Source organism: Geomicrobium sp. JCM 19038 (assembly GCF_000698125.1).
Taxonomy (GTDB): Bacteria; Bacillota; Bacilli; order Bacillales; family Marinococcaceae; genus Geomicrobium_A.
On record NZ_BAXA01000006.1, the window covers coordinates 35222 to 47837 of the forward strand.

16 protein-coding genes and 1 pseudogene are annotated in these 12616 nt (G+C 41.4%); 3 read left to right on the forward strand and 14 right to left on the reverse strand.

The window, feature by feature from the left end; all coding sequences use genetic code 11:
• Positions 1-7: 7 nt before the first annotated feature.
• The 4 genes from JCM19038_RS09170 to JCM19038_RS22795 form a co-directional block, all read right to left on the reverse strand.
• Positions 8-739, reverse strand: a complete 732-nt coding sequence (locus JCM19038_RS09170; protein WP_052361333.1) for a nucleotidyltransferase domain-containing protein — start codon at positions 737-739, stop codon at positions 8-10.
• A 76-nt stretch (positions 740-815) separates the two neighbouring features.
• Positions 816-1325, reverse strand: a complete 510-nt coding sequence (locus tag JCM19038_RS09175; protein ID WP_042417071.1) for a MepB family protein — start codon at positions 1323-1325, stop codon at positions 816-818.
• A gap of 11 nt (positions 1326-1336) precedes the next feature.
• The gene (locus JCM19038_RS22790; RefSeq protein WP_193745096.1) at positions 1337-1495 is read right to left on the reverse strand and encodes a hypothetical protein; all 159 of its coding nucleotides are present in this window, start codon (positions 1493-1495) and stop codon (positions 1337-1339) included.
• 77 nt (positions 1496-1572) lie between these two features.
• Positions 1573-1740, reverse strand: a complete 168-nt coding sequence (locus tag JCM19038_RS22795) for a hypothetical protein (protein ID WP_193745097.1) — start codon at positions 1738-1740, stop codon at positions 1573-1575.
• A 514-nt stretch (positions 1741-2254) separates the two neighbouring features.
• Here JCM19038_RS22795 and JCM19038_RS24725 point away from each other — a divergent pair.
• Entirely contained in the window at positions 2255-3064 is an 810-nt protein-coding gene (locus tag JCM19038_RS24725) for an ATP-binding cassette domain-containing protein (protein ID WP_202963047.1), read from the forward strand.
• Positions 2956-3870 (forward strand): ABC-F family ATP-binding cassette domain-containing protein, encoded by a 915-nt coding sequence (locus tag JCM19038_RS24730; protein ID WP_304412582.1) that lies wholly within the window; start codon positions 2956-2958, stop codon positions 3868-3870. The genes JCM19038_RS24725 and JCM19038_RS24730 overlap by 109 nt, the downstream gene beginning before the upstream one ends.
• Positions 3871-3911: 41 nt before the next feature.
• Here JCM19038_RS24730 and JCM19038_RS25005 read toward each other — a convergent pair whose 3' ends face one another.
• The 7 genes from JCM19038_RS25005 to JCM19038_RS09210 all read right to left on the reverse strand — a co-directional run bounded on the left by JCM19038_RS25005 (position 3912) and on the right by JCM19038_RS09210 (position 8727).
• Complete coding sequence (locus JCM19038_RS25005) at positions 3912-4160, reverse strand: SDR family oxidoreductase (RefSeq protein ID WP_081831716.1); 249 nt, start codon at positions 4158-4160, stop codon at positions 3912-3914.
• A complete protein-coding gene (locus JCM19038_RS09185; protein ID WP_052361334.1) occupies positions 4156-4653 on the reverse strand; it encodes an SDR family NAD(P)-dependent oxidoreductase in 498 nt (165 codons plus the stop codon). The genes JCM19038_RS25005 and JCM19038_RS09185 overlap by 5 nt, the downstream gene beginning before the upstream one ends.
• Before the next feature lie 19 nt (positions 4654-4672).
• The gene (locus tag JCM19038_RS09190; RefSeq protein ID WP_042417073.1) at positions 4673-5605 is read right to left on the reverse strand and encodes a phosphotransferase enzyme family protein; all 933 of its coding nucleotides are present in this window, start codon (positions 5603-5605) and stop codon (positions 4673-4675) included.
• A gap of 16 nt (positions 5606-5621) precedes the next feature.
• Positions 5622-6338 (reverse strand): N-6 DNA methylase, encoded by a 717-nt coding sequence (locus JCM19038_RS09195; RefSeq protein WP_042417076.1) that lies wholly within the window; start codon positions 6336-6338, stop codon positions 5622-5624.
• 205 nt (positions 6339-6543) lie between these two features.
• Positions 6544-7479 (reverse strand): ABC transporter permease, encoded by a 936-nt coding sequence (locus JCM19038_RS09200; RefSeq protein WP_042417078.1) that lies wholly within the window; start codon positions 7477-7479, stop codon positions 6544-6546.
• Positions 7469-8347 (reverse strand): ABC transporter ATP-binding protein, encoded by an 879-nt coding sequence (locus tag JCM19038_RS09205; RefSeq protein ID WP_042417081.1) that lies wholly within the window; start codon positions 8345-8347, stop codon positions 7469-7471. Before JCM19038_RS09205 ends, JCM19038_RS09200 begins: the two co-directional genes overlap by 11 nt.
• Entirely contained in the window at positions 8344-8727 is a 384-nt protein-coding gene (locus JCM19038_RS09210; RefSeq protein WP_042417084.1) for a GntR family transcriptional regulator, read from the reverse strand. Before JCM19038_RS09210 ends, JCM19038_RS09205 begins: the two co-directional genes overlap by 4 nt.
• 279 nt (positions 8728-9006) lie before the next feature.
• On the opposite strand from JCM19038_RS09210, the gene JCM19038_RS09215 reads away from it, so the two are divergent.
• Positions 9007-9888 carry a glycine betaine ABC transporter substrate-binding protein gene (locus tag JCM19038_RS09215; RefSeq protein ID WP_042417087.1) on the forward strand — a complete coding sequence of 294 codons (882 nt, stop codon included), beginning with the start codon at positions 9007-9009 and terminating at the stop codon, positions 9886-9888.
• 35 nt (positions 9889-9923) lie between these two features.
• Here the strand turns inward: JCM19038_RS09215 and JCM19038_RS09220 are convergent.
• From JCM19038_RS09220 to ribH, 3 genes and pseudogenes are all read right to left on the reverse strand, one after another.
• Positions 9924-11494 (reverse strand): annotated as a pseudogene (locus JCM19038_RS09220) (acyl-CoA synthetase).
• A 140-nt stretch (positions 11495-11634) separates the two neighbouring features.
• Positions 11635-12039 (reverse strand): NUDIX hydrolase, encoded by a 405-nt coding sequence (locus JCM19038_RS09225; protein ID WP_042417091.1) that lies wholly within the window; start codon positions 12037-12039, stop codon positions 11635-11637.
• Positions 12040-12119: 80 nt separating this feature from the next.
• Positions 12120-12599 carry a 6,7-dimethyl-8-ribityllumazine synthase gene (gene ribH, locus JCM19038_RS09230; protein WP_042417094.1) on the reverse strand — a complete coding sequence of 160 codons (480 nt, stop codon included), beginning with the start codon at positions 12597-12599 and terminating at the stop codon, positions 12120-12122.
• Positions 12600-12616: the final 17 nt, after the last annotated feature.

The window sequence follows — 12616 nt, forward strand, 5'->3', positions numbered from 1 at the left end:
AAGCTTCTCATCTTTTAGCGGATAGATTTTTAGCGTAGCAAGTACGTTCACACGGCTCATCCTTCTTCGCTTCACGGTGGAACTGTTCACTTAACCAATTCCCTTCTTGCTCATGAAGCCTTGTTATCCAAATTTGAGAACGAAGCATAACCATTGAATAATACGTACGAATGAGCTTTCTCGCAAACGCCACCGTCGTCTGCCTAAACTCCTCATCGTCCCCATGATACATCCGCTTCATCGCTCGTTCATATACTTCATTAATATCTCCATTAAAACGAATTGCAATCTCAGAAGTTAAGCGATACGGACCGAAGTATGGACGTAAATCGTTACCATCCACACAGATTGATAACTCTTTCAAAAACGCTTGTTCATCATAGTTCTTAGGGTCCACCGTATAGTCATAATTCGTAAAAGCCATGCCAACATCACGAAAATTATCAACATACGTTTTCGATAATGATTGCCCCAGAAAATTTAATCGACGTTTCTCTTGCTCAGACACATCCCCCCTAAACAAGACGAGCAAGTCCAAGTCCGACTTCTTCTTCACAGCTTCTCCCCGTGCTACACTGCCATAAACGTAAACGCTATGCACTTGTTTAGGAAAAGCTTGCTTTAATTGAGCGACGCAGTCTTGAATACACGTGTTGTACAAACTAATTTGAGTCGCCACAACATCACTTTCGATGTACCCTTGCTCGTCTAACCCGTGCCCTTTATGGATGAGCGTCATTGCAAAGAACCTCCTTTTGATTATAAATATTCTACGGGGTAAACAGGAAATCCCTTCTTTTAATGACAAGATGGGACTACACACGATAGAGTTTCTTTAATCGTTCTAAAGGTAAACGACTTGGATTGCTCATGTCGATAAAGTAAGGCAACTGCCAGTTTTGAGTAGAGATTGCTTGTTTATTATTCGGTTCGTCCCAGCAAGGGTACACTCTCATTGCCATTTTCCCCTTTGTCGAAGGTGAGTGAAGAATGCCTCTTTTGAAAAGAACCTCTTTCGGAAAGATAAACTGCCCAAACTGTCGCTCATTGCGAAAGGTCGTGATCACAATTAAATCTGGAGATGCTTCATAAGAATAAGGCCGATTTTTACCATCCGTATCTTTTTCCCAAAGGGATACAAACTGACCAATCTTAGTCGGTGTCTGATGTGCGACTCTAAATCGCACGGTTTTAGACATTAAGTGAAACGTGCCTGCCCCGTACTTTTTATTGTGCACTTCTTCTTGAATTGCTTTTACTGTAAACTGATTTGGCTCATAAACCAGCTTATTTACATATGCAAACGCCTCATAAAAGTCATTCATGATCCCACTCCTTACGAAAACAGATCAATAAGATTCCTAGCGCCGCCACCCCTGTTCGGATCAATGGCTTTTAATAGGAGTGTAGCAGCCATAAATACAATTAAAACAGCTAGACCAATCTTCCCGCCAACGCTCATTTTATCTTTTTTGGTGTTCTTAATTTTCTTCAAAATCTATCCCCTAAGTACTTTATTAACTTTAATTTGCCAAATTACAGACCGTATTGATTTCCTTCTCTAAATCACGACTACTTCCCTTTCAAGTTTATGTAGATGAGTACGCACATCGCAAAGATCATTCCATGTATCAAAAAGAAGAACAACTCAATACTGATCCCTAGAAATGACATCACGGCTAGCAATAGCGCTGTTCCAAACATGCCTACTACACACGTTACAATAATGTTTAATACCAATTTGTTAACCCCCTTTTATAAAGAGTGAAGATGGAGTAGTAAAAAAACGGGGCTTGTTCCACGCTCGCCTTCTCTTGTTCCGTGCTCTCCTACCCTTAATTCGAACACGCGCCCAAAATAATTTATCAGCTCTGTTCACTTTTCACAACGGTTTTAGCGCCATTTGATACGTTGCTCTTTACGCCCACTTTCACTACCTTATAAGAAATAGATTCTTTACTTTTCTGAATACATTCGCTACATTAGAAGTAATTAAACGTTCGGGAGGTGAGTAGGCATGAGTCTTTTTAGTGGAAGTCTGGCACAAATTGGTGCGTTTTTGTCGCGGTGTCGGACGATATTTTCGACAATCGTTTTGAAATTGGATCAGTCTGTCCTTTTTTACAAAACGATACCGGAAATTCACTGAGAAGAGACGTGTCTATTCATCACATCATTGTGATTTGAAGGCGACGGAGCGATTCTCCGTCGTCTTTTTTATGTTCACGTCTCCTCTACTTTAGGAGGAACGAACATGATTGTATGTCATGGAAAAAATGTAGAGCAAATATACGGAGGAACTACAATCTTTACAGGGTTATCTTTTCAAATTCAATCAGGTGAAATTATTGGTCTTGTTGGCCGAAATGGTGAAGGGAAATCTACGCTTGCAAAGTTGATCGCTGGTCGTGAATCACCAACTACAGGAACAATTGGCTGGAAAAAAGAATCAACGAAAGGAATGCTCATCCAAACCCCTGCACGTGAGGACATCACTATCTATGATTTACTTCAACGTGGCTTTAGCGAACTAAATCATTTGCAACAGCAGCTACGACACTATGAATCACAACTTTCTAACCCGAACACCTCGGGTTTAGAAGCAACTCTCAACACATACGGCACGTTACTTGATCAATTTGAAAAAGCAGGAGGTTATGAGACTGAGGCGAATATTCGACGCATCACTGCAGGGTTAGGTATTGCCGACCTATTAGATAGTACTTGGTCGACCTTAAGCGGGGGTGAGCGAACCAAGGTCGAGCTCGCTGAACTACTTTTACAAAAACCTGATCTATTAATTCTTGATGAACCGACCAATCATCTCGACATTTATGCGTTGGATTGGTTATCTAAATGGATTAAAGATTACACAGGGAGTGTGTTCATCATCTCCACGATCGGGCGTTTCTTGATGATACGGTCACAAAGATTTGGGAACTTGAGCACGGTGAATTGTTCATTTATCACACGAACTACACGGACTATGTCAAGGAACGAGAAGCTAGAATTCTACGTCAATTTCAACATTATGAGGACCAACAAAAAAAGATTAAGAAAATGACAGAAACGATTAAACGTTTAAAAGAATGGGCGAATCGTGCAAAGCCACCTAATGCAAGTATGCATCGTCAGGCAAAAAGCATGGAGAAAGCTTTGAATCGTATTAAACGCTTGCAGCGCCCCGTTGAAACAAAGCAAGTTGCTTTAGCTTTTGACACCGAACAACGCAGTGGAAACGACGTGTTTACGTGCGAGAACATCGTCAAATCCTTTGATGCGACTCCCATTTTTAATGGTGTGTCTCTTCACATACGACACGGGGAACGAGTGGCAATAGTCGGTCCAAACGGTGCTGGTAAATCAACGCTTTTAAAGACGTTGTTACGACAACATGACGTTGATTCCGGCGAAGTGACAGTTGGTCATAACATTTCGATTGGCTACTTATCTCAACACTTAGAGCTTGGTACGAGTACAGATTCCGTACTTTCAGCTTTTCGAAATGCAGCAACGGTTACCGAGGCAGAAGCACGGCATATTCTCGCGAAGTTTCTATTTTATGGGTACGATGTGTTTAAGCCGGTCTCTGATTTAAGCGGTGGCGAGTCGATGCGCCTTAGATTGGCTCAACTGATGCAGCAACATCATAACGTTCTCGTATTCGATGAACCGACAAATCACCTTGATATTGACTCGAAGGAAATGCTCGAAGAAGCACTTGAAAGTTTCCAAGGTACCCTAATTGCTGTCTCGCACGACCGGTATTTTCTTAACAAGTCTTTATCGACGACTCTTTGGCTTGAAGACGGCCAATTGACTCGTTATGAGGGATCCTTTAATTATGCGAGTATGAAACGCTTTGAATAAAAAAACCTGCCATGAAGAGGTTCTTTTTCATGGCAGGTTTCTTACATGTAATGACCACCAGATACGAGTAACACTTGTCCGGTGATCCACCTTGCTTGTTTTGATGCAAAAAAGACGGCTGCCTCAGCGATATCTTTCGGTTCGCCTAGTCGGCGCAACGGAATATCTGGCATCACCATTTTTTCAAGTTGGTCATCAATGTATCCTGTCTGGGTCGGTCCTGGGGAAACACAATTGACTGTCCGTGTGGACCTGCCTCGATTGCAACACTTCTTGTGTATGCTTCTAATGCTGCTTTACTTGCTCCATAAGAAATTTGCCTCGCAACTTTTGGGATGCATCAGTTGAAATGTTAACGATGCTTCCTTCCTTTTTTCCTTGTTCTTTATGTAGAAGCACAAAACGATTCATAAGTTGCACAGGCACACGAGCATTCATCTCAAAATGTTCATCAATCGTTTCGCCTGTTGTATCAAAGATTGTATCCAGTACACAAGCAGCAACATTATTGATGAGCGCATCTACAGTTCCGAATGCTTTAATAGACTTCTCCATTAACTGATCGATGTCTTGTTCTTGACGTAAATCTGCATAAATGGCAACTGCTTCTCCGCCACTTTCTTGAATTGTGCGTACGAGTTGTGTCGCTTTCTCTTCCTTATCATAATAGTGGATGATGATTTTACTTCCCATCTCTGCAAACTGTTCAGTAATTGCACTTCCAATCCCTGAATTACCTCCAGTAATGAGAATGACTATTCCCTTCAGATTCGGATTAATCATAAACAAATCACTTTCCTTGTCATGAATCGATTGTCTCACCTGTTACGATTCTGTTCTTCATATCGTTTAGGATCTGAGCAACTTCTAATTTTTTCGCATCTGTAAGTGTGTGTTGGAAATACATATACGAATACACGAGTCGATATTTTAAAAAGAAAGGTAACAATGCCCGGCTTTCTTCTATTAACAATGTTTCCCGCTCATAACCACGAAGAAACGTTTCTGTAAAACGCAATTTGTATGAATGTTCCTCTTCAAATTGGCGAAAACGATTGTTTTCAAGGGCTGTATGCACTGCGATTGCAAGGTCATATACATACCAACTGTTTCGAAGATCACCAAAATCAAGAACATAAAGATCATTGTTTTGAAGAAGCAAGTTGTCATGATGCAAATCATGGTGAACGACGCCGAACGTATCTTTAGTCTTAGACAACGCTTTGAGTTGATCTTGATACGAGATCCAAATGCTTTGCACGTCTTGATCAGCCGTCAGAATAAAATTACGATGACAATGATCATAATCCCACGGTGCATACGACGAGTGCCAATCAGCATGTTGCTTTGAAATCGCGTGCATCTTTCCGAGTGTCCTTCCCCACCGTTCAATCAGAACAGAATCTTTAAGGAACGACTTTGACGCTGTCGCCTTAATTCGCTCTGTAACGGTCACATAAAAGCACGGTTCAATGCCGGTTATTCGTTCGATCGCCTTATCATTCTTAGACAGAACTGAACGAGGGACGCGAACTCCATTTCGGTCCATCAATTGCATCCAATCTACTTCTTGTTGCAAGCGTTCCAAGGAATGCCTTGAAGCATCAAGAAACTTAATCACAACATCATCTTCAACGCTTACGAATACATTGTCTTCGTAACCTCCTAGGCAGTAAAACTGAGCTGATTTAAGACCATAAGCCTCTTGAACTTCACGATAAATGTCTGCGTTCATCGCTCTCCCCTATTCTTTACTTCGGCTTCAACATGGTTACTTTCCGCTTTCCGTGTTTCATCGTTTTCACTTTTTCAAAACGATCATGAGTGATCGTTTCTTTTTTCTCACTTACAATGGCAATGATTGAATCTTCCTTATTCATGATCAGCTCTAAGTGACCGAGTAGATCTTGTACTGGATCGCTTGACGTCGTCTGCCAACCTACTGTGTTCCCATAAGGAATATCGGTAATGACAATATCTACCTTCTCGTTTACAGGTGGTGGCCCACCCGTAATATCCCAAGTAAAACTCGAGATAATGGGTGAAGTCATCTGTGCAGACATGCTTCGTAATCTTCCCACACTTTCTAGAGCTTCCTTATGAGATTCCTTCCCGTACGTATTGAACAGTGAGGATAACTGGTTCTCCCTCTTTATTAACCCGTCGTCGGTAAGTAAAGACAAGTTTGTTGTTGCAACCTCAATCACGTCACGATCAAAATCTGAACCATAAATCGCTTTGATCGCTTTACCGTGTATAAACCCCATTGCCGTCAATAAATGCGCTCCGCCACAACAAGGATCATAGAGGGTGAGGCTCTCCTTTTTCTCTAGTGATGCGATACAATGTTGCATAATTTCACTCGCCATCCGAATGGGGAAAGCTGTCGTCTTCTTAGCGTTCAACAAAACCCTTCCACTTGCAAAATCACGATAATCTTTATTCTCAGTTTCATATTTATAATTCATACGATCCTCTTTCATCATCGAATTCGTCGTCTCTTGCTACTATTGTATACGCTTAGCTTTCATCATTAAACATAAAAGGTGCACTCGTTCACCAAGTGCACCCCAAAGCTTTACCTATTTGTCTTTAACGTAACATTCATTTGTAGCAATCGCCTCGTAATTAAAAAAGCAATGCCTCCAACAACTAGTGCTCCAAACCAATAGATTAAAATCGCCCCGCTGAATGCCAGATAAAGAATGTGAAGATTGTTCCTCCAAGCATTCCGAAACAAGCGACGATTCCAATTAAAAAGATCGGTTCAAGAGATTGGAAAAGTAGAAATTCACCGTTTTTCTCACTTTTTCCTTTCTCATATAAGAACGTGCCTACTACTAAGCTTAGTACGAACACCACTAAGGAAACAGCGATATACACAATTGATATGTGGTCAATAGCGTGATTTACGGTAAATAAGTGAAACGGAATTGTGAACGCTAATATAAATTCATCCATTCCAATCCAAAAGCGACCCATATTCCCCATATGAACCGTAAAAGCAATTCCAATCAACATCGTAAAGCCGTACGGAAAAATAAGAAAGATAATACTCAACACGATTTGAGAAATCATCTCACCTGAAATTGTCCCCATAAATAACGTGAACATGTAAATGGCAAGCAAGCTCAACCATGGAACGATCATCATATCAAGCACATTCAAGTGAGAAAGCGTTTGGCTAAACTCAGAGAACTGAATGATGATGAGTGTCAATCCACTATTTAACCAGAACAAAAGTGTAATCATCCCTACACCGAGCGTTGCTTTCGTAAGAAAAATCTCTTTACGAGAAAATGGAAGCGACAAATTAAAATCATGTCGTCTCGTATTCCGCTCTAATCCAATGAGCATACCCGCTATAATTAAAATTGTTGCAATCACAAAAAGAGAAAATGCACTTGGGCCGAATAAATCTTCAATAAAAAAACCGTATTGACTGTTGATCATTTGTTGATTATTCAACGGATCCTCTGCAATTGAACGAAGCCATTCTAATTCTAATATTGCCCTGAGTGGGTATTGCAAGAATAAGAGAATAGCAAGAATTCCTAAAACCATCGACGTTGAACGCATGTCTATTTTAAGTAATCCTTTATTCAGCAATTTGTTCACCTCCTAATTTCGCAACGAAGATATCTTCTAGTGATAGTGGTAACGCTTCGTATAAAAGCGGTTCCGTTGCTTCAATCTTTGCTTTTCCTTCTTCTTGTTCGCCTTCGAACAAGAGACTGTAGACTCGACCTGTCTGATTCAAGATGTGTACATCCGCTTTTAGTGCTTCCGGCATCGACTCCTGATAAACGACTTGCCATTTTTGATAGTCTTCTTGTAATGAATGCAATTGGAATGTCTCTTTCATTGTGCCATCTTTCATAACGAGAATTTGATCTGCAAGCGTTTCAAGTTCATCCAGTCGATGAGTGGCGATAATAATCGTCATCTCTTCTTTGGAAACTTCATCTACTAAAAATCGCATCAGTTCTTTTTTGACGATGACATCTAATCCGTCTGTTGGTTCATCAAGCAGGACGTATTCTGGTTTAGAAGCAAATGCTAGAATAAGTGAGAAAAGTGCTTTTCGTCCTTTAGAGTAGTTTTTGATCTTCTTTACTTTCGGCATTTTAAAGCGCTCCAATAGTTCTTGGAAGTAAGCTTCATCGAATTGATCGTAGACGTCTTGATACAACGATGAAATTTGTTGGATGGAGTAGTTCTTCAGAGCTTCAACACGATCTGATACGTACATCACTTTATTTTTTGCTTTTGGTTCACGGAAGATGTCTTGGTCGTTAATCATGACAGTCCCTTCGTCAGGATCAACAATCGTAACAAGTGCTCTTAATAGTGTGGTTTTCCCAGCACCATTACGTCCAACGATTCCCGTAATCGATCCTTTACCGACAGAAAACGATACGTTGTTTAGTACAGTTTTATTCCCGAATTTCTTTGAAAGTCCACGTACTTCGATCATGATTTCCCTCCAAACTGGTTGTAATAACAAGCAACCCAATCTTGCATTACATCTTTTTCAATTCCAGCGTAATACCCTTCTAGTACGAGTTGTTTTACCTTTTCTTTTACTTCTTCTATGTCTTTAGAAACGATCTCTTTAACCACCTGCTCTGCGATGAACGTTCCCCGTCCTCGAACTGTGATAATAATCCCTTCTCTTTCTAATTCTTGATAAGCTTTGCTAATCGTGTTGGGGTTCACGACAATTTGCGAAGACAATTCCCTAACCGAAGGAATTTTTTCGTCTTGCGCCAAGATCCCCCGCGCCACTTGCTCCTTGAATGCCGTTACGATTTGACGATAAATCGGCTCTTTGCTTGATGGATCAATATTAATCATAGCTTCGCTCCTTAAGTGAACTATGTGTACTACATTAACTAATACACTTAGGATAAAATAAACCTTCTACTACGTCAAGTAATCATTTGAAAGATCGTTTACACTTTCAAACAGCGTATTCTGTTTAAAAAAGGCGTCTGCAAGTTGTGGATACTGAATCCGTGGAATGAGCATGGTTTTTCATGCTAAACGCTGTACAGAGCACTTTGACGTAGTTTAATAATCTCTTTAATATGTAATAGTTATTTAAAATAAATTACATACAAGGGGTACGTTACTATGAATACAAAGAAGTTCACAATGCTAAGTGTGACTTCGGCACTAGCGTTTACACTCGCTGCTTGCGGAGATGAAGACACATCCAACCAAACGGTTCAAGAACAATTAGATTATGAAATTATCGGTATTGATGCGGGAACCGGTGTTATGGCATCTACGGATGTTGCTATTGAAACGTACGATTTAGACTTCAATGTGCTTTCTAGCTCAGACGCGGCGATGACATCTGAACTTGGATCCCGTTATGCAGAAGAGGAACCAATTGTCGTGACGGCTTGGACTCCACACTGGAAATTTATTGAATATGATTTGAAGTTTCTAGATGACCCAGAGCTTGCTTTCGGTGAATCTGAAGATATCCATACGGTTGTTCATCCAAGTGTTGAAGAAGAACATCCGAGTGCATTTGAAGTGTTGGATCGCTTTTATTGGACAGAAGAGGATATGGGCTATGTCCAAGGTTTACTCTATGAAGGTACTGACGATGATGAAGCAGCAATAGATTGGATTACTGACAACCGTGACGTTGTTGACGAGTGGGTTGCAGGTGTAGAGCCTGTAGATGGAGATGAGTTTCTACTCGCTTCTGGCGCTTGGGATTCAGAACGATCTTCAACGGCTGTCGTTAAGCACGTTCTAGAAGAAATCGGTTATGAAGTCAGCGTCAATAATCTTGAGGTAACGATTATGTGGCAAGCAGTCGCACAAGGTGATGCGCATGCACATGTCGCAGCATGGCTTCCACATACCCATGCTGCTCAGTATGAGTCGTTTCAAGATGACGTCCTTGATCTTGGACCTAACCTAGAGGGTGCTCGTATTGGATTAGCTGTTCCAACGTACATGGACATTGATTCAATTGACGATTTACGTGAAGACTAAGAAAAACAGTGGGGTTGATGAACCCCACTGTTTTTTTATGATTGACTGTATTCTTCACGTAGTGATCGCTTTAAAATCTTTCCACTTGGATTTTTCGGTAAGGAAGGGACGATTTTAATTTGCTTTGGTATTTTGAATTTCGATAATCGCTCTTCACAAAACTTCATCACTGTCTCTTCTTGTAGTCCACTTCCAGCCTTCGTAACGACGAGTGCAGTCACCGCCTCAATCCAATACGGGTCAGGCGTACCAATCACGGCAACCTCAGACACACCGTCTAATTCATATAGTGTCTCTTCTACTTCTCGACTCGAAACATTCACGCCTCCGGTGTTAATCATGTCTTTCTTACGGTCAACGATTGTTACATAACCTTCTTCATCATAACCCCTAAATCTCCACTATGGAACCATCCACCTCTAAACGTTTCTGCCGTTTTCTCAGGATCGTCCAAGTACCCTTTCATCGCATGTGGTGTCCGGTGAACAATTTCGCCCATTTGTCCTCGTGGCACCTCTTGATCTTGGTCATCAACAATGCGCGTCTCGACATTTAAAGAAGCCACGCCAGCTGAGCCAAGTTTTCGAAGCTGATCTTCAGGTTGCAATGCCGTAGCAAGTGGTGCGATTTCTGTCTGGCCGTAGAAATTCCAAAAACGAGCATTTGGTAGACGAGTGGATAACTCTTTTAATACTTCCCGCGGCATAATTGCGGCTCCGTAGTAGCACTTTTCTAGATTCGATAGATCCCGTTCATCGAAAGAGGGATGGCGCAGTAGTGCAATCCATACAGTAGGGGGGCAAAACAACTGGGTGGCCCCGTCCTTTTCAACCGCATCGAATATCGCTTCTGGTTTTGGAGCACTCAAGATGATGTTTGTACAACCAAGGTAAACACCTGGACCTAAAAAAACATGAAGTTGGGCGCAATGATATAGTGGCAATGCATGAATCATCACATCACGTTCTTCCATCTTGCCATCAATAATAACGCTTACATATTCGCTAATTAAACTTTTATGGGTGAGCATAACACCCTTCGGACGGGACTCTGTTCCACTCGTATAGAGCACTTGTGCTAAATCATCGTCATCAAGTTCAACCTCACTATCCGTTTCTGGTTGCCGATTTCTTTGGTCACGAAGTGTTCCCCAACCTTCTCGCTTTGAGTCTGTGTCGATTAGGTAGCGGTTAGCCATGGGCATCTCACTTGATGACTCTTCTAATATTGGGGCATACTCCATTGAGCCAACCAACGTTTCTATTTTTGCATGATTCAAAATGTAGCGAATGTCTGATGCGGTTAACATATAATTGATCGGCACCATAACCGCCCCAATATTTGCCAAGGCAAACTGAACAACGACAAAGTCTAAGCTGTTCTTCGAAAGTAGTGCTACCCGATCTCCCTTCTTCATCCCTCTAGACGTAAATGTATGTGCGGTTTGATTGACTAACTTTGCTAATTGCTCGTACGTTAACCGTTCATTTTCATACACGATGGCTAGTTTGTTTGGCATACGTGCACTCGTTCGTTTGAGTAAGTCACCTAAGGTTTGTCTCCTCACTCGCTTTATCATTTGGTCCATAGACGTTGTTGTGTTCATTCATTCACCCCTTTAATTATCTTAATTATTAGTATAGTTCAGATAGCAGAAACCCCCAATGTATTTTTTTGTCTCGTTTTGTCGTATTCTGAACACAAAAAAAGCGTCACTTGATCAGCAAGCGCGCTAACATCACTTTACTACTGGTATGTATACGTTACGTGTTGGTCGAACAATGGCTCGATGCCACTTGCAAGATACGGCATCCGTTCGTTCGCAATCTCGAACGAAACCCATTCAATTTTCGTAATTTCTTCCGGGTAAAGGCGTTCAATTGTCCCTCCGACAACATCAACATGAAATGTAAAAAACACGCAATGATGACCGCTTTCCTGAAACTTCGTCTCATTAACTGATGCTAGTCCTTTTCGTTCGACATGAAGAGCCGTTTCTTCATACACTTCTCGAATGAGCGCTTGCTCTAACGTCTCATCCTCTTCTACAGCACCTCCAGGTAAACTCCAGCGACTGTTTTCGTTTTCTACAATGAGGACTTCATCGTTTTGATTTTGTATTAAAGCATAGACAACATCTACTCGTTTCATATCTTCACTCCTTTCTATGCTGTTCATCTTAACATGAACATACGCCTACCTTTAAAAATAAGATAGGCGTATCCACTACATCATGCTGTTGAGTGCTGCTTTACATCAAGGTTTATCATTTCAAGTACTGCCCGAGCTGCCGCACTTCCTTGATTATCGTGTTTAATCCCCGTTCGTGCGATTGCTTCTTCATTCGTATTGGTTGTTATGACACCAAACACCACGGGACAATTACTATTCTCCCGTGTATTAAGCTGAGTAATGCTACTTGAAACAATGTTACACACATAATCAAAGTGTGGTGTCTCTCCGCGGATGACGGCGCCAATCGTAATTACCCCGTCATATTTCCCGCTTTCAACCGCTTGCTTTGCGGCGTAAACGATTTCGACTGCACCAGGAACGACAATCGTATCGATGTGATCCTCTTGAACGTCATGTTGTCGAAGTGTCGCGAGTGCACCTTCGTGCAGCTGATTTGTTATAAACTCGTTAAACCTTGCTTTAATAATCGCCACCTTCTTATTTGTCCCAACTACTGAACCTTGAATCGTTGTCATTTCTATCTCTCCTTCAC

What these genes read in the sequence shown, in the direction of transcription:
- JCM19038_RS09170 (WP_052361333.1), bottom strand. Translation starts at nt 739, where the DNA reads ATGACGCTCATCCATAAAGGGCACGGGTTAGACGAGCAAGGGTACATC.
- JCM19038_RS09175 (WP_042417071.1), bottom strand. Translation starts at nt 1,325, where the DNA reads ATGAATGACTTTTATGAGGCGTTTGCATATGTAAATAAGCTGGTTTAT.
- JCM19038_RS24725 (WP_202963047.1), top strand. Translation starts at nt 2,255, where the DNA reads ATGATTGTATGTCATGGAAAAAATGTAGAGCAAATATACGGAGGAACT.
- JCM19038_RS09185 (WP_052361334.1), bottom strand. Translation starts at nt 4,653, where the DNA reads ATGATTAATCCGAATCTGAAGGGAATAGTCATTCTCATTACTGGAGGT.
- JCM19038_RS09190 (WP_042417073.1), bottom strand. Translation starts at nt 5,605, where the DNA reads ATGAACGCAGACATTTATCGTGAAGTTCAAGAGGCTTATGGTCTTAAA.
- JCM19038_RS09195 (WP_042417076.1), bottom strand. Translation starts at nt 6,338, where the DNA reads ATGAATTATAAATATGAAACTGAGAATAAAGATTATCGTGATTTTGCA.
- JCM19038_RS09205 (WP_042417081.1), bottom strand. Translation starts at nt 8,347, where the DNA reads ATGATCGAAGTACGTGGACTTTCAAAGAAATTCGGGAATAAAACTGTA.
- JCM19038_RS09210 (WP_042417084.1), bottom strand. Translation starts at nt 8,727, where the DNA reads ATGATTAATATTGATCCATCAAGCAAAGAGCCGATTTATCGTCAAATC.
- JCM19038_RS09215 (WP_042417087.1), top strand. Translation starts at nt 9,007, where the DNA reads ATGAATACAAAGAAGTTCACAATGCTAAGTGTGACTTCGGCACTAGCG.
- JCM19038_RS09225 (WP_042417091.1), bottom strand. Translation starts at nt 12,039, where the DNA reads ATGAAACGAGTAGATGTTGTCTATGCTTTAATACAAAATCAAAACGAT.
- ribH (WP_042417094.1), bottom strand. Translation starts at nt 12,599, where the DNA reads ATGACAACGATTCAAGGTTCAGTAGTTGGGACAAATAAGAAGGTGGCG.